Here is a 15,151-nt window from a genome sequence, read left to right on the forward strand (position 1 = left end):
ACGGCCGGCATGTTCGGCAACTATCTGATCGGTCTGCGCGAAGGGCTGGAGGCCAGCCTGGTCGTCTGCATCCTCGTCGCGTATCTGGTCAAGACCGACCGCCGCGACGCGCTGCGGCCCGTCTGGATCGGCATCGGCATCGCCTGCGCCGTCTCGCTGTCCTTCGGCGCCGCGCTCGAATTCGGCTCCCAGGAGCTGACGTTCGAGGCGCAGGAGCTGCTGGGCGGGTCGCTGTCGATCGTCGCGGTGGGGCTGGTGACCTGGATGGTCTTCTGGATGCGGCGTACCGCGCGGCACCTCAAGCGCGACTTGCAGGGCAAGCTCGACACGGCGCTGCGGATGGGTACGGGGGCGCTGGTCGCGACCGCGCTGCTGGCCGTGGGGCGCGAGGGTCTGGAGACGGCGCTGTTCGTGTGGGCGTCGGTACGGGCGGGCGGCGAGGGCAGGTCGGGGCCGCTGATCGGTGTGCTGCTGGGGATCGCCAGCGCGATCGTGCTGGGCTGGCTCTTCTACCGGGGTGCGCTGAGGATCAATCTGGCGAGGTTCTTCACCTGGACGGGCTCGATGCTGGTGATCGTGGCCGCGGGCGTCCTCGCGTACGGCTTCCACGACCTCCAGGAGGCGCGCTTCGTCGGCGGCCTCCAGGACAAGGCGTTCGACATCACCAGCTCGATCCCGCCGGACAGTTGGTACGGCACCCTGCTGAAGGGCGTTTTCAACTTCCAGCCCGATCCGACCGTCGTCCAGGTGACGGTGTGGGCGCTGTATCTGGTCCCGACGATGTACTTCTTCCTCGCACCGCGGCGTGCGAAGAGCGGGCCACCGCCCGCTCCCGCCACGCCCTCGCGATCGGCGCCGGAAGCCGGGGCTTCCTCGAAGACGCGGTAGTCGGGTCGGACGGTGGGCGGCGCCGCGCCCACCACCGGCGCTCAGGATTCGAGCCAGCCGTGCGAGCGTGCCAGCTCGATCACCGACGTGCGTACCCGCTTGATCTGATCACCCGTCAGGCTCCCGTCGGCCTGGAGCAGCGCCTCCGTCAGCTCGTTGCGCAGCTCGACCGGGGACAGCACGTCCGAGTAGTCGCCGTGCGGATCCGCCGGTCCCGTGCCCGACGGACTCCGCTGCGTCGCGGGCGCGTTCACCAGTCTGATCTGCGACGCCTTGGGGCCCTTGTCCCCCATCTCCAGGTAGTACTCGACCTCACTGCCCGCCTTGTACTGGTACTTCTCGTCCAGCAGATCGTTGGCGTGCATGAACACGTCCTCGTCACCCTCGCTCGGGACGATGAACCCGTACCCGCGAACCTCGTCGAACCTCAGCACTCGACCTACGTGCAACACAGCCCCTGCCTCCACGGCCTACCACTACCTCGGCCACCTCTGCCGGGATCCACACCGAACCCCCGAGTAACCTCTCATATCCGCCCGCCTGCGAGAATCCGTCGTCGGCAGATCAATTCGAGTCGGGGGCACGATGGGCACGGTGGTGCGGGTACCACAGACCCGGGACATGATCGGGGAAGAACTTTCGGGCGACGAGGCGTGGGCGGCACTGCGCACGTACGGCCGGGGCAAGCTGCTGAGCGACGCGTTCCTGCGGTTCCGTTACGCGGACGGGTTCAGCATCGCCAGGGCGCTCGCCTTCCAGTTCGTCCTGGCGCTGCTGCCGTTCAGCATCGCGCTGGTGGGCGTCGCGACGTCGCTGCATACGGAGAGTGTGGGCCGCGTGGTCGAGTTGACGCTCACCCGGATCGCGCCGGGTCCCAGCGCGGATCTGGTCCGGACCTCGCTCGGGCGTGCCGAAGGCGGGGCCGGTTCGGGTCCCGGCGGTGAGCTGGCCGTATGGCTGGGGCTGGGGTTCGCGACGCTGAATCTCGCGTCGGCGATGGCTCAGATCGAGCGGGGCGCGAACCGTATCTACGGGGTGGAGCGGGATCGCCCGTTCCTCGCCAAGTACGGGCGCGCACTGGTGCTCGCGGTCGCGGCGGGGCTGCCGCTGGTCGGCGGGTTCCTCATCCTGGTGGGCGGCAAGGCGGTCGGCGGCGCGCTCGCGGAGACGTTCCAGTGGGGCCAGTCGGCGCAGGACGTCTGGGGGTGGCTGCGGATTCCGGTCGGCATTCTGCTGACGTGGCTGGCTTCGGCGGTGCTGTTCCGCTGGGCCCCGCGCCGCGACCAACCAGGTTATACGTGGCTGGCGTTCGGCTCCGCCGTGCATCTGCTGCTGTGGGTCGGTGCGACGTGGCTGCTCACTCTGTACGTCGGCTTCAGCGGGTCGTTCGGCTCGGTTTACGGGCCGCTGACCGCGTTCGTCGCGCTGCTGCTCTGGTCCCAACTGGCGGGCATATCCCTCTTCCTGGGGCTGTCGCTGGCCGCGCAGCTGGAGTCGGCGCGAGCCGGACAGCACGACCCGGTGCATCCCGATCCGGGGCACGGCGGCGATCCGGACCATGTCTGAACCACGTCTGACGGGCGGCGTGGACCGGCCGACCGCGCTCAGTGCGACTCGCGCGACACCTCGTGGCCGCTCGACCCGACAAGGAAGTCGAGGTCGACGCCGGTGTCGGCCTGCATGACATGGTCGACATAGAGACGTTCCCAGCCGCGCGCCGGGGCGGCGAAGGCACCGGTCATCTCCTCGGCGGGGCGCCGCAGTTCGAGCTCCGCCGGGGGTACGTCCACGTCCAGGCGCCGCCCGGCGACATCCAGCTCGATCCAGTCCCCCGTGCGCAAAAGTCCCAGCGGCCCACCCGCCGCGGCCTCGGGCGCCACATGCAGTACGACGGTGCCGTACGCCGTCCCGCTCATCCGGCCGTCGCAGATCCGCACCATGTCGCGTACGCCCTGCTCCAGCAGTTTGGTGGGCAGCGGCAGGTTCGCCACCTCGGGCATCCCCGGATAGCCCTTGGGACCGCAGCCCCGGAGCACGAGCACCGACGTCGCGTCGACGTCGAGATCCGGGTCGTCGATACGGGCGTGCATGTCCTCGACGCTGTCGAAGACGACCGCCCGGCCCCGGTGGTTCAGCAGCTCGGGCGAGGCGGCGGCGGGCTTGATGACGGCGCCCGACGGGGCGAGGTTTCCGCGCAGCACGGCGATCCCGGCGTCCGCCTGCAAGGGCTCGGCGCGGCGGTGGATGACGGAGTCGTCCCAGATCCGCGCGCCGTCCAGGTGGTCGACCAGCGGCCTGCCGGTGACGGTGAGCGCCTCCGGATCGAGCAGGTCCCGCACCTCGTTCAGGACGGCGAGCAGACCGCCGGCCCGGTGCAAGTCCTCCATGAGATGACGTCCGGCGGGCTGAAGATCGACCAGGAGCGGTACGCCCGATCCGGTGCGGTCGAAGTCGTCGAGCGTGAGGTCGATGCCGAGCCGCCCGGCTATGGCGAGCAGATGCACGACGGCGTTGGTCGACCCGCCGACGGCGGCCAGGGCGACTGTCGCGTTGAGGAACGACCCCTTGGTCAGCGTCGTGCTGGGGCGCCTGCCCTCGGCGACCATCTCCACGACGAGGCGCCCCGTGCCGTGGGCGCTCTCCAGCAGCCGGCTGTCCGGGGCGGGGATGCCCGCGACGCCGGGGACGGTGGTGCCCAGCGCCTCCGCGACGCACGCCATGGTCGACGCGGTGCCCATGGTGTTGCAGTGGCCACGGCTGCGGATCATCGAGGACTCGGAGCGCAGGAACTCCTCCTCGGAGAGCGTTCCGGCCCGCACCTCCTCGCTGAGCTTCCACACGTCCGTGCCGCAGCCCAGCGGCTTCCCGCGGAACGTGCCGGTCAGCATCGGACCGCCGGGCACCACGACGGCGGGCAGGTCGACGGAGGCCGCGGCCATCAGCAGGGACGGGATGGTCTTGTCGCAGCCGCCGAGCAGCACCACGCCGTCGATGGGGTTGGCCCGCAGCATCTCCTCGGTCGCCATCGCCGCCATGTTCCGCCACAGCATGGCGGTGGGTCGGACCAGCGTCTCGCCGAGGGAGACGACCGGGAGGTTCATCGGGACGCCGCCGGCCTCCCAGATGCCCTGCTTGACGCTCTCCGCGACCTCACCGAGGTGGGCGTTGCAGGGCGTCAGATCGGAGGCGGTGTTGGCGATCGCGATGTGCGGGCGTCCGTCGAAGGCGTGCGCGGGGAGTCCCCGGCGCATCCACGCCCGGTGGATGTAGGCGTTCCGGTCCGTTCCCGCGTACCACTGAGAGCTGCGCTGCTCCGGCATGGCTGGCACCCTAACTTTCCCGAGCCGTACCGGGGAAGGGCGCATCCGCCCTCCCACCCGCCGTCCGGCCGCGCCTTCTGGAGGTCGTCCTTGCGTGCTTTTGTCATCACCGGGCCGGGCCGGTGCGAGGTGCGGGACGTCGAACCGCCGGTCGCCGCGCCCGGCGAGGTCGTCGTGGACGTCGACCGGGTGGGTGTCTGCGGCACCGACATCGAGTTCTACACCGGTGAGATGAGCTATCTGCACGACGGGCACGCCGCGTACCCGGTCCGGATCGGCCACGAGTGGTGCGGCACCGTCTCCGCCGTGGGCGAGGGTGTCGAACCGGGCTGGCTCGGGCGGCGTACCACCGGGGACACCATGCTCGGGTGCGGGCACTGCCGGCGGTGTGCCGGCGGGCTGCACCATGTGTGCGAGGACCGTTACGAGTTGGGCATCCGGCACGGTCGGCCGGGCGCGCTCGCCGAGCAGGTCGCCGTCCCCGTCTCCTCGCTGCACGCCCTGCCGGACAGTGTCGACGCGACGGCCGGCGCCATGGTCGAGCCGGGCGGCAACGCGCTGCGCGCCGTCGAGGCCGCCGCTCTCTCCCCCGGAGACCGGCTGCTGGTGCTCGGTCCCGGCGCCATCGGTCTGCTCGCGGCGCGGTTCGCACTCGCGCGGGGCGCGGAAGTGCACGTACAGGGGCTGACGGAGGCATCCCTGGACTTCGCCCGCTCCGTGGGGGTGCACGGCGCTTGGACCGCCGACGGGCTCCCCGATCTGCCCTTCGACGCCGTGATCGACGCGTCGAACGCCGCCCGTCTTCCGGCGCGCGCGCTGGAGTTGGTCGAGCCGGGCAAGCGCGTCGTCTACATCGGTCTGGCGAGCGAACCGAGCCGGATCGACACGCGCGCCCTGGTGCTCAAGGACGTCACCGCCGTGGGTGTCCTCAGCGCGTCGCCCGCCCTCGCCCGCACCATCGGGCATTACGCGTCGGGCGCGGTCGATCCGCGTCCGCTGGTCGCGGGCACGGTGGCGCTGGAGTCGCTGGCGCAGGTGCTGGCGGGCGCCCGGCCCGAGGGGGCCGGACCGGGGCCCAAGATCCAGGTCGACCCCCGGCTGTGAGCGGCCGGGGGCCGGTTCCGCGTCAGGCCAGTTGGATACGGACGTGGTGCCGGCCGCGCAGACCGGCGGGAACGGTGTCGGCCCGGCGCCCGTCCACCTTCGTCGATACGACGCGCTTGCCGGAGCCGGTGAGCGTGATGTCCAGCGTCATGTCCCGGTAGCACAGGTCGCGCAGCGTCACCGGTCCCCAGCCCGCGGGCAGGCTCGGGGTGAACCGCAGCCCATCGTGTTCGAAGCGCATGCCGAACAGGCCCTGGTGGATGAGCCTCAGATATCCGGTGGCCGACCAGGTCTGGTCCTCCTCCGACTCCCACTGCCGCTCGTTCTGCCAACCACCGTCCACCGCACCGGACTTGGCGTTGTAGATCTCCCAGAAGTGGCCGTCGGGGCGCTGGAGGGTCGCGATGTCGACGACCGCCTGCCCGAACAGGTCGACCCGCCCGCCGACCGCCGCAGCGTGCCCCCACATGCCGACCGTCATCGGCCATACGATCACGTTGTGGCGGCCCGGCCGTTCGTCGTCGAAGCCGGAGAAGTGCGGGTACACGTTGACCACACCGCGCGGCTGGCGGTGGGTGGTGCGGAGCAGCGCGTGCGTCCGGGCGCGGGAGGCGACCCCGCACAGCACGGCGAACGCGAGCCCGTTCCCCTCCTGATACGTCTCCAGTTGGCCGACGCGCTCGCCCGAGCCGTGGATGAGGTAGCCGTAGCTGTCGGCCTCGGGCCGCCAGAGGTGGGAGTCGATCGCGGTACGCAACCGGGCCGCCGCGCCGCGCAGTTCACCGGCCACGGATCTGTCGCCCACCACGTCGGACATGTCGGCGCAGGCCAGATACGCGGCGTGGTAGAGGCAGTTGGTCGACAGACACATCATGGTGTCGGTGTCCGGGTGGTCGAGCACGAACGACGAGCCGTTCTCGGGGTCGTACGGCGGGCTCGGGTAGCCCGCGATGCCGTCCTGCATGAAGGCCGGGCCCTCGAAGAGGCCGTACTCCTCGTTGAAGTGCCGATCCCGGTTGAGCCGCAGCGTGTTGAGGGCGGCCTGGTGGGCGTCGGTGACGAACCGACGGTCCCCGGTGGTCAGATAGTGATTCCGGGCGGCGATCACCCAGACGATCTGGTCCCACCACTGGTTGTCCTGCTGCACGACGAGCGTGCCGTCGTCCTGTCGGCGGCAGACCGACCACAGGGTGTTACGGGCGACGTCGGGTGACAACAGGCTTGCCGCGTTCCAGGAGTTGACCGAGGCGTCGCGGGTCCAGGGCTGTTCGTAGCCGCCGCCGGCCCGGATGAAGACGCCGGGCGGGTCGGTCATGAGGCCGGTCTGGTTGTACTCGGCCGGGTCGTAGGGGACGGTGTTGATGTCGAGGAGATTGTCGAGCGCCGCGCGGTAGGCGCCGCCCAACAGCGCCTCCCGGGCGTGGGATCCACCGAACTCGATCCGCGGACGACCGGCGCCTGCGCGTCCTGGCGCGGCGAGGGCGGGGGCCGCGGCGACCGCCATACCCGCCGCCGTCAGTCCGGCGACGGCTCCTGCCCGCAGGATGTGTCGTCGTGCCGGTCCGTGCCCTCGCTCGTCCGAACTCATGCGGCCTCCCCCATCGACACCGTTGTCATGCACACACACCGAGTGGATGTTCGCGGTGACATGACGGGCTGTCAATGAGCGGGGCGATCAGCGGTGTTCAAGCCGGGCGGCGGCGGACAAGTCCTCGTCCGCCGCCGTCCCGCTCGTGCTCGTGTTCTTCTTCCGAGCTCGCGCCTGCTTCTCGCCTTCGTCGTGCCTGCGGTCAGACGTTGACGCCGAAGTCGGCCGCGATACCGGCCAGTCCGGAGGCGTAGCCCTGACCGACGGCGCGGAACTTCCACTCCGCACCGTGCCGGTACAGCTCGCCGAAGACCATCGCGGTCTCGGTGGACGCGTCCTCCGTGAGGTCGTAGCGGGCCAGTTCGGCGCCACCGGCCTGGTTCACCACACGGATGAACGCGTTGCGGACCTGGCCGAAGCTCTGGCCGCGGGATCCCGCCTCGTGGATCGAGACCGGGAAGACGATCTTGTCGACGTCGGCGGGAACACCCGCGAGGTTCACCTTCAGCGACTCGTCGTCGCCCTCGCCCTCACCGGTGAGGTTGTCACCGGTGTGCTCGACCGAACCGTCGGGGCTCGTCAGGTTGTTGTAGAAAATAAAGTGCTGGTCGGAGAGCACCCGGCCGGCGCTGTTCACGAGCAGCGCGCTCGCGTCGAGGTCGAAGTCGGCACCGGTCGTGCTGCGCGCGTCCCATCCGAGGCCGACGAGCACGGCGGTCAGGCCGGGAGCCTCCTTGCTCAGCGAAACGTTGCCACCCTTGCCCAGGGAAACGCCCACAATCTCCTCCTGCTGTTCGTGACTGAAAAGTGGATCAAAATCTATAACACCGTACGACCGACGGTCCCGGTATCGACCAGGCTCGTACGGTTCGTTGCCCTCCCTTGGGACTGAAGTGGCTGAAGCGGGGCAGGCGGTGGCATGAACAGAGTGAAGAGCCGGCTCCCAGGGGCCGTCACGGGGGAACGGAACAACGCCATGGACGGGCAGATGGAAGTGACCGAGGACCGCTGCCCGGCGACGGGACGGGTCCTCAGCCGGGGCGCCGTGTTCGACGGGGACTCGGGGATGATCGGGGAGGCACGCCGCTTCACGGCCGACTTCCTCGGGAACGTACGGACGGATCAGGGCCGGACCGTGCCGTCGCGCGTGATCGGTACGGCGCAGCTGGTCGTCAGTGAGCTGGTGACCAACGCGTGCAAGTACGCGCCCGGCCCCTGCCTCCTCGATCTGGTCTTCGACGGGGACGTCGTGGAGATCACCGTGTGGGACACCGATTCCACACTGCCGGTGCCCCGCGCCGCCGAACCCGGCAGGATCGGGCAGCACGGGCTGGAGATCGTCATCGCGCTCTGCGAGGGATACGACGTCCGCCGGGAGCCCGTGGGCAAGCGGATCAAGGTCCGCCTCGCGGCCCGATCCGACGGGGCGTAGAGCCCGGCCCGGCAGGAACAAGCCTCGCCGAGGCCCGGCCCGAGGTCGCCTCAGCGGGCCGGAGCCGATCGAGTGGTCCCCGGCGAGGCTCGTTTGCGGGGAGTGCGCGAGGGATACCCGACGGTGATGCCGCACACCTCCGAAGTGATGCTCCACGTCAACGGCACCCCGCGCCGACTGACGCTCGACAACCGGACCACGGTCCTCGACGCGCTGCGCGAGCACCTTGATCTCACCGGCCCCAAGAAGGGCTGCGACCACGGCCAGTGCGGCGCCTGCACCGTCCTCGTGGACGGTCGGCGCGCCAACAGCTGCCTTCTTCTGGCCGTCGCGCAGAGCGGCGCCCGTATCACCACGGTAGAAGGACTGTCCGGCGCCGCGAACGCCCCCGCCGGCGGTACGGACGAGCCTCGCCGGCCGCACCCGCTGCAACAGGCGTTCCTCGACCACGACGGCTTCCAGTGCGGCTACTGCACTCCCGGCCAGATCTGCTCGGCGGTCGGCGTCATCGCCGAGGCAGCAGGCGGACACCCGTCGCACGTCACCGCCGCGGACGGCCCACCGCCGGGCGAACCGGTGCCGCTCACCCCCGACGAGATCCGCGAACGGATGAGCGGCAACATCTGCCGCTGCGCCGCCTACCCGAACATCCTCGCCGCCGTCCAGGACGTCGCGGGTACGACGAGGCGGACGAGTACGACGATCAGCACCGGCACGCCGGGCAGCAAGACCTGGACCGGCGGTACGAGCAAGGCGGACGTGACCTCATGAAGTCCTTCACCTACGAACGCGCCACCGATCCGGCGCAGGCCGTCGCCCTCCTCGCCCGCGATCCGGCGGCCCGCTTCCTCGGCGGCGGCACCAATCTCGTCGACCTGATGAAGCTCGGGGTCGAGACCCCCGGCCATCTGGTCGACGTCGCCCGGCTGCCGCTCGACCGCGTCGAGGTGACCGACGACGGCGGGCTGCTCATCGGCGCCACCGTGCGCAACAGCGATCTCGCCGCCGACCCGGCCGTCCGCACGCGCTTCCCGGCGCTGTCGCAGGCACTGCTCGCGGGCGCCTCGGGACAGCTGCGCAACGTGGCCACCACCGGCGGCAATCTGCTCCAGCGCACCCGCTGTACGTACTTCCAGGACGTCACCAAGGCGTGCAACAAGCGGGAGCCCGGCACCGGTTGTCCGGCCAGGGAGGGTGTCCACCGCGATCTCGCGGTGCTGGGGCACTCCGAGGCGTGCGTGGCGACGCACCCCTCCGACATGGCCGTCGCGCTCGCCGCCCTCGACGCCGATGTCCTGCTGCTGGGCCCGGACGGCGAACGCACCGTGCCGCTCACCGGCTTCCACCGGCTGCCCGGCGACCACCCCGAGAAGGACACGGTGATCCGGCCGGGCGAACTCGTCACCGGCGTCCGGCTTCCCGGGGCGGCCGCCGGGCTGCCGTCCGCCTACCGCAAGGCCCGGGACCGCGCCTCGTACGCCTTCGCGCTGGCCTCGGCCGCCGTGGTGCTCGACGTGCGCGACGGTGTCGTGGGGGACGTGCGGCTCGCCTTCGGCGGGCTGGCCCACAAGCCCTGGCGGGCCACCACCGCCGAGGCCACGCTGCGCGGCGAGCCGGCCACGCCCGACTCCTTCAGGCATGCGGTGGACGCCGAACTCGCCGCCGCCCGGCCGCTGCGGGACAACGGCTTCAAGGTCCCGATGGCCCGCAATCTCGCCGTCCGCCTGCTCACCGAGCTGGCCGACCCCACCGCCTCCGCCACCGACCACACAGACCCCCGCCGAGGAGACCGATGACAACCAGCCGGGAGCGCGCCCTGGGCTCCGACGCCGTCCGGATCGAGGGCCTGGCCAAGGTCGGCGGCACGGCCAGGTACTCCGCCGAGCACACCCCGCCCGGCTGCCTCTACGCGTGGCCGGTGCCCGCGACCGTGGCCCGCGGCCGGATCGCGTCCTTCGACACGGCGGCCGCCCTCGCCGAGCCCGGGGCCGTCGCCGTACTGACCCATGAGAACGCGCCGCGGATCGGCGACCCCGAGGACCCGACCCTGGGTGTGCTGCGCGACGACCGCGTGCCGCACCGGGGCTGGATCGTCGCGGTCGCCGTCGCGGAGACGCTGGAGGCGGCACGCGCCACGGCCGATGCCGTGCGCGTCTCCTACGTGACCGAGGACCACGATGTCGTCCTCACCTCCGACCACCCCGGCCTCTACTCCCCGGAGATGGCGAACGGCGGGCATCCCGGCACCCGGGAGCGCGGTGACTTCGACGCCGTCTACGCCGCCGCCCCGGTCACCGTCGACGTCACGTACTCCATGGACCCGATGCACAACCACCCCATGGAGCCGCACGCCTCCGTCGCCCAGTGGCACGACGGGCGGCTGACCGTGTACGACTCCAGCCAGGGATCGAGCACCGTACGCGAGACGCTGGCCGCGCTCTTCGCCGTCGACCCGGGACACGTCACCGTCATCAGCGAACACGTCGGCGGCGGCTTCGGTTCGAAGGGGACGCCCCGCCCTCAGCCGGTGCTGGCCGCCATGGCGGCCCGGCATGTCGGGCGCCCCGTCAAGCTGGCGCTGCACCGCTCCCAGCTCCCGGCTGTCGTGGGGCACCGCCCGCAGACCATCCAGCGGGTGCGGCTCGGCGCGGGCCGGGACGGGGTGATCAGCGCGCTGGCCCACGAGGTGGTCACGTACACCTCCACGGTCAAGGAGTTCGTGGAGCAGGCCGCCACGCCCGCCCGCACCATGTACACCTCACCGCACAGCCGCACCGTTCATCGCGTCACCGCGCTCGATGTGCCGACACCGTCGTGGATGCGCGCGCCGGGCGAGGCGTCGGGCATGTACGCGCTGGAGTCGGCGATGGACGAGCTGGCGCTGGCCACCGGGGTGGACCCGGTGGAGCTACGGGTGCGCAACGAGCCGTCGCACGAGCCGGATTCGGGCCGTGCCTACAGCAGCCGTCATCTTGTGGAGTGTCTGCGCGAGGGGGCCCGGCGGTTCGGCTGGGGCGACCGTGATCCACGTGCCGGGTTGCGGAAGGAGGGCCGCTTCCTGGTCGGCAGCGGCGTCGCCGCCGCCTCGTACCCGGTGCTGATCGCACCGTCCACGGCCGAGGCGCGCGCCGACGCGGACGGCGGTTTCCAGGTACGGGTCAACGCCACGGACATCGGTACGGGAGCCCGCACCGTGCTCGCCCAGATCGGCGCCGACGCGCTCCACGCGCCCCTGGAGCGGGTCCGGATCGAGATCGGCGACAGCGATCTGCCGCCGGCCCCGCTGGCGGGCGGTTCCTCGGGCACCGGCTCGTGGGGCTGGTCCGTCGACAAGGCGTGCCGGGCGCTGCGCGCACGCATCGACGTGGCGGGCGGCACCGTGCCTCCCGAGGGGCTGTCCGCGAGCGCCGACACCACGGAGGAGGTGGGGGCCGGAACGGAGTTCGCCCGCCACGCCTACGGCGCGCATTTCGTCGAGGTACAGGTGGACACGGACACGGCCGAGATCCGGGTCCGCCGGATGCTGGCGGTCTTCGCAGCCGGTCGCATCCTCAACCCCCGTACGGCGCGCTCCCAGTTCATCGGCGGGATGACGATGGGGCTGGGCATGGCGCTGATGGAGGGAACGACGATCGACCCCGTCGCCGGCGACTTCGCGGAGCGGGACCTCGCCTCGTACCACGTCCCCGCCCACGCGGACGCGCGCTCACTGGAGGCGTACTGGATCGAGGAGGACGACCGGCATCTCAACCCGATGGGCAGCAAGGGCATCGGCGAGATCGGCATGGTCGGCTCGGCCGCGGCGATCGGCAACGCGGTACGTCACGCGACGGGAGTCCGCCTGCGCGATCTGCCGATGCGACCGGACAAGCTGCTGCCGCATCTGGCCTGACGGACGCGGGCGGTCAGGGACGGACACGGGCGGAGGAAGACACCCTCCGCCCGGCGCTGCCCCGGGGCGATCGCGTCAGGGGATGTCCGCGTCCGGCCTGAACGCCGGGCGTGGCTCTACGCCCAGATCGATGTCGGCGTCACAGTTGGCCGACTCCAGAGTGCCGTCCGTGCCCCGCAGCAGCACCGGCTCTCTGCCCTCGGCGTCCCGCGCGAACGCGACGGTGCACACCACCTGCCTTACAGCCGTGTCGTCGAGGCTGCTGAGCGCGAAGGGCAGCGTGGCGAGCGTCCGGGCGTCCTTGGTCAGCTCCACCCGGGGCGCCTCACCCCGGTCGCCGCCGGGCAGGTCCGGCAGATCCGGCAGGTCGGGCAGACCGTCGGTGAGTCCGACCGCGCGCTCCGCGGGGAGCGGTCCGGCGAAGAGCGCGACGAGGGTCTTGGTACCCGCCGTCCGCGGATCCGTCGCCGGCTGGTCCGACGGGTTCGCCGGGTCCGGCGGGGGTTCGTACGCGCCGGGCCGGGCCACGGGCATCAGCGCTCCTCCCGAGCGGAAGAAGAGCAGCGTCCGGTCCTCGCGGCTGGGGAACACCTGGATGGTGGCGGGATCACCCGCGTCGATGGCGTCGGTCGAGCGGATGCCGCAGCCGGTGAGGAGCAGCGCGGCGAGGAGAACGGTGCCGGGGAGAAAGGGAGTCGCGGCGCGAGGGTGGCGTTCCGAGCGGGTCACGCGGGCCCCTCCCCCGCGTTCAGGGGTATCTCGACGGTGAAGACCGCGCCGGTCGCCGCGCCGGTGTCTCCCGTGCGGTCCCGGGACGCGTTGGCGGCGTGGATGGTGCCTCCGTGCAGCCGTACGTTCTCCCGCGTGATCGCGAGTCCCAGCCCGCTGCCCGTCGAACGGGTGCGGGCCGCCTCCGCCTTGTAGAAGCGGTCGAAGATGTGCGGGAGCGCCTCGGGCAGTATGCCGGGTCCCCGGTCGGCGACCTCCATCACGAGCAGCCCCGTACCGTCCTCGCGCTCCCTCGTGCGCAGCCGTACGGTGACACCGGCGCCGCCGTGCCGCAGCGCGTTGCCGACGAGGTTGGCGACGACGATGTCGAACCGGCGCGGATCGAGGCGGGCCCGGATGCCCTCCGGCAGTTCGGTGCGCACCTGGTCGGTCCAGCGCCGGTTCTGAAGGGTCTTGGCGATGGTCTCGGCCGCGTCCACCTCGTCGGTGTTCAGCTCGGCGGCGCGCGCGTCGAACCGGGAGATCTCCAGCAGGTCGTCGACGAGCACGGCGAGCTTTCCGGTCTCGGCGCTGATCAGCCGTACCGCCTGCGCCGTGTCGGGGTCGAGCCGGCCCGCGTCCTCGTCGAGCACCTCCGTCACGGCGAGCATCCCGGCGAGAGGGGTGCGCAGTTCGTGCGAGACGTCGGCGGCGAAGCGCCGGGCACGTGCCTCGGCGCGCTGGAGTTCGTCCACGGACCGTTCGATCTCTCCGGCGGACTCGTTGAACGTACGGGCCAGATCGGCGAGTTCGTCACTGCCCCGGACCGGGATACGGGTGTCGAACCGGCCGCTGCCCATGCTGCGGGCGGCCCGCCGCAGCTCGCGGACCGGGCGCAGGACGCTCCGTGCGGCGAGCAGCGCGGGCAGCAGCGCGATCGCGAGTCCGGGCACCGCGCCGTCCCTGGCGGCGGTGATCAGCGCGTCGACCTGCGTCTGTTCCTGGTCCATGCGCATCACCGCGTACAGGACGAGCCCCGTGGACAGGACACCCTCGACGCCGACCTTGAAGACGGTGGGCATGCCGATCGTCAGATACGGGACGCCGTCCTTGACGACCCGTTCGAAGCTGCCGTGCGGATAGCCCACGGTCTTGCGGCGCAGTTCGGGGGTGATCACGGTGGAGGTGGGGCTGGTGCCGGAGGAGGCCCGCAGGGTGCCGTACTCGGCGAAGACGATCCAGGTGTGCGGTTTGCCCTTGCGGGCGATGTCGCGCAGGACCTCCGCCAGCGCGTCCTCGTCCTCCACGGGCAGCCCGACACCGATCTGCTGGACCTGTTCGCGGAAGGACGAGACGGCGGTGTCCTGCGCCGTCCTGAGGACGCTGTTGCGCGCCTCACGGAAGGTGAGGGTGGCGGTGGTGCCCGCGCTGACGACAGCCACGAGCAGAAAGGCCAGCACCAGGCGGGTGCGCAGCTTGAACGGGGTGGCGGGCCGGCCGGTCCGGAGGCCCTTCACAGCGGTCCGAAGCGGTAGCCGAAGCCGCGCAGGGTCTGGATGTACCGGGGGTTGCCCGGCTCCGACTCGATCTTGTTGCGCAGCCGCCGCACGCACGCGTCGACCAGCCGGGCGTCGCCGTGGTAGCTGTGCTCCCACACGTGTTCCAGCAGTTGCTGCCGGCTGAACACCTGCTCCGGTGCCGCGCTCAGATGCAGCAGCAGACGCATCTCGGAGGGGGCGAGCGCGAGACGCCGGCCGGCCTTGGTGACGGTGAGACCGGTGCGGTCGATGCTGAGTTCACCGTGGAACTCCACGGCGGGCCGTCCGTTGCCCGGCTCGTCGATGCGCCGCAGCACGGCCCGGATGCGGGCCTCGATCACTTCCGTACGGGCGGGTTTGACGATGTAGTCGTCGGCGCCCGCCTCCAGGCCCACGACGACGTCGAAGTCGTCGCCGCGCGCGGTGAGCATGATGATCGGCAACTGGCTGTTCTCGCGGACCTGTCGGCAGACCTGGACGCCGTTCACGCCGGGCAGCATGAGGTCGAGCAGGAGCAGATCGGGGCGGAACTCGTCGAGGGCGACGAGGCCGGCCTCGCCGGTGGCGGCGGTCCGTACCTCGTGGCCCCGGCGGCGCAGGCCCAGTTCGACCCCTTCGCGTACGGAGGGGTCGTCTTCTATGAGGAGCACGCGTGGCATTGGCGGATTGTCCCAGGGGTTC

At 71.4% G+C, this 15,151-nt stretch carries 14 protein-coding genes; 7 read left to right on the forward strand and 7 right to left on the reverse strand.

The window, feature by feature from the left end:
• Nucleotides 1–9: 9 nt before the first annotated feature.
• The gene (efeU, locus tag ACIBBB_RS07650; RefSeq protein WP_398979783.1) at nt 10–888 is read left to right on the forward strand and encodes an iron uptake transporter permease EfeU; all 879 of its coding nucleotides are present in this window, start codon (nt 10–12) and stop codon (nt 886–888) included.
• Nucleotides 889–929: 41 nt separating this feature from the next.
• Here the strand turns inward: efeU and ACIBBB_RS07655 are convergent, their stop codons facing one another.
• Nucleotides 930–1,340, reverse strand: coding sequence for a cold shock domain-containing protein (locus ACIBBB_RS07655; RefSeq protein ID WP_398979785.1), 411 nt, complete (start codon nt 1,338–1,340; stop codon nt 930–932).
• Between the two features lie 133 nt (nt 1,341–1,473).
• Here ACIBBB_RS07655 and ACIBBB_RS07660 point away from each other — a divergent pair, with 133 nt between their 5' ends.
• The gene (locus ACIBBB_RS07660) at nt 1,474–2,454 is read left to right on the forward strand and encodes a YihY/virulence factor BrkB family protein (protein WP_398979787.1); all 981 of its coding nucleotides are present in this window, start codon (nt 1,474–1,476) and stop codon (nt 2,452–2,454) included.
• 38 nt (nt 2,455–2,492) lie between these two features.
• Here the strand turns inward: ACIBBB_RS07660 and ACIBBB_RS07665 are convergent, their stop codons facing one another.
• Nucleotides 2,493–4,208, reverse strand: coding sequence for an IlvD/Edd family dehydratase (locus ACIBBB_RS07665; RefSeq protein ID WP_398979789.1), 1,716 nt, complete (start codon nt 4,206–4,208; stop codon nt 2,493–2,495).
• A gap of 90 nt (nt 4,209–4,298) precedes the next feature.
• Between ACIBBB_RS07665 and ACIBBB_RS07670 the strand changes: the two genes are divergently transcribed.
• Nucleotides 4,299–5,312 (forward strand): zinc-binding dehydrogenase, encoded by a 1,014-nt coding sequence (locus tag ACIBBB_RS07670; protein ID WP_398979791.1) that lies wholly within the window; start codon nt 4,299–4,301, stop codon nt 5,310–5,312.
• A 22-nt stretch (nt 5,313–5,334) separates the two neighbouring features.
• Here the strand turns inward: ACIBBB_RS07670 and ACIBBB_RS07675 are convergent, their stop codons facing one another.
• Both ACIBBB_RS07675 and ACIBBB_RS07680 read right to left on the reverse strand, forming a co-directional pair.
• A complete protein-coding gene (locus tag ACIBBB_RS07675) occupies nt 5,335–6,900 on the reverse strand; it encodes an MGH1-like glycoside hydrolase domain-containing protein (protein WP_398979794.1) in 1,566 nt (521 codons plus the stop codon).
• 202 nt (nt 6,901–7,102) lie between these two features.
• Nucleotides 7,103–7,678: a TerD family protein gene (locus ACIBBB_RS07680; protein WP_078078626.1), complete on the reverse strand. Its 576-nt coding sequence runs from the start codon at nt 7,676–7,678 to the stop codon at nt 7,103–7,105.
• Between the two features lie 141 nt (nt 7,679–7,819).
• Here ACIBBB_RS07680 and ACIBBB_RS07685 point away from each other — a divergent pair, with 141 nt between their 5' ends.
• The 4 genes from ACIBBB_RS07685 (at nt 7,820) to ACIBBB_RS07700 (ending at nt 12,224) form a co-directional block, all read left to right on the forward strand.
• Nucleotides 7,820–8,332: an ATP-binding protein gene (locus ACIBBB_RS07685; RefSeq protein ID WP_398979797.1), complete on the forward strand. Its 513-nt coding sequence runs from the start codon at nt 7,820–7,822 to the stop codon at nt 8,330–8,332.
• Nucleotides 8,333–8,458: 126 nt separating this feature from the next.
• Nucleotides 8,459–9,103, forward strand: coding sequence for a 2Fe-2S iron-sulfur cluster-binding protein (locus ACIBBB_RS07690; protein ID WP_398979799.1), 645 nt, complete (start codon nt 8,459–8,461; stop codon nt 9,101–9,103).
• The gene (locus ACIBBB_RS07695) at nt 9,100–10,128 is read left to right on the forward strand and encodes an FAD binding domain-containing protein (protein WP_398979801.1); all 1,029 of its coding nucleotides are present in this window, start codon (nt 9,100–9,102) and stop codon (nt 10,126–10,128) included. Before ACIBBB_RS07690 ends, ACIBBB_RS07695 begins: the two co-directional genes overlap by 4 nt.
• Complete coding sequence (locus ACIBBB_RS07700) at nt 10,125–12,224, forward strand: xanthine dehydrogenase family protein molybdopterin-binding subunit (RefSeq protein WP_398979803.1); 2,100 nt, start codon at nt 10,125–10,127, stop codon at nt 12,222–12,224. The genes ACIBBB_RS07695 and ACIBBB_RS07700 overlap by 4 nt, the downstream gene beginning before the upstream one ends.
• 75 nt (nt 12,225–12,299) lie before the next feature.
• On the opposite strand, the gene ACIBBB_RS07705 is transcribed toward ACIBBB_RS07700, so the two are convergent.
• Genes ACIBBB_RS07705 through ACIBBB_RS07715 form a run of 3 tightly spaced genes read right to left on the reverse strand, consistent with a single transcriptional unit; the run spans nt 12,300 to nt 15,129 of the window.
• Nucleotides 12,300–12,953, reverse strand: coding sequence for a hypothetical protein (locus ACIBBB_RS07705; protein ID WP_398979805.1), 654 nt, complete (start codon nt 12,951–12,953; stop codon nt 12,300–12,302).
• On the reverse strand, nt 12,950–14,449 hold the full coding sequence (locus ACIBBB_RS07710) for an ATP-binding protein (protein ID WP_398979807.1): 1,500 nt from the start codon (nt 14,447–14,449) through the stop codon (nt 12,950–12,952). The genes ACIBBB_RS07705 and ACIBBB_RS07710 overlap by 4 nt, the downstream gene beginning before the upstream one ends.
• Nucleotides 14,446–15,129, reverse strand: a complete 684-nt coding sequence (locus tag ACIBBB_RS07715; protein ID WP_398979810.1) for a response regulator — start codon at nt 15,127–15,129, stop codon at nt 14,446–14,448. Before ACIBBB_RS07715 ends, ACIBBB_RS07710 begins: the two co-directional genes overlap by 4 nt.
• Between the last annotated feature and the right edge of the window lie 22 nt (nt 15,130–15,151).

It is taken from the genome of Streptomyces sp. NPDC051217, assembly GCF_044455465.1.
Taxonomy (GTDB): Bacteria; Actinomycetota; Actinomycetes; order Streptomycetales; family Streptomycetaceae; genus Streptomyces.

Coding starts and splice junctions, on each gene's coding strand:
- efeU (WP_398979783.1), top strand. CDS start 10: ATGTTCGGCAACTATCTGATCGGTCTGCGCGAAGGGCTGGAGGCCAGC.
- ACIBBB_RS07660 (WP_398979787.1), top strand. CDS start 1,474: ATGGGCACGGTGGTGCGGGTACCACAGACCCGGGACATGATCGGGGAA.
- ACIBBB_RS07665 (WP_398979789.1), bottom strand. CDS start 4,208: ATGCCGGAGCAGCGCAGCTCTCAGTGGTACGCGGGAACGGACCGGAAC.
- ACIBBB_RS07675 (WP_398979794.1), bottom strand. CDS start 6,900: ATGAGTTCGGACGAGCGAGGGCACGGACCGGCACGACGACACATCCTG.
- ACIBBB_RS07685 (WP_398979797.1), top strand. CDS start 7,820: ATGAACAGAGTGAAGAGCCGGCTCCCAGGGGCCGTCACGGGGGAACGG.
- ACIBBB_RS07690 (WP_398979799.1), top strand. CDS start 8,459: ATGCCGCACACCTCCGAAGTGATGCTCCACGTCAACGGCACCCCGCGC.
- ACIBBB_RS07695 (WP_398979801.1), top strand. CDS start 9,100: ATGAAGTCCTTCACCTACGAACGCGCCACCGATCCGGCGCAGGCCGTC.
- ACIBBB_RS07700 (WP_398979803.1), top strand. CDS start 10,125: ATGACAACCAGCCGGGAGCGCGCCCTGGGCTCCGACGCCGTCCGGATC.
- ACIBBB_RS07715 (WP_398979810.1), bottom strand. CDS start 15,129: ATGCCACGCGTGCTCCTCATAGAAGACGACCCCTCCGTACGCGAAGGG.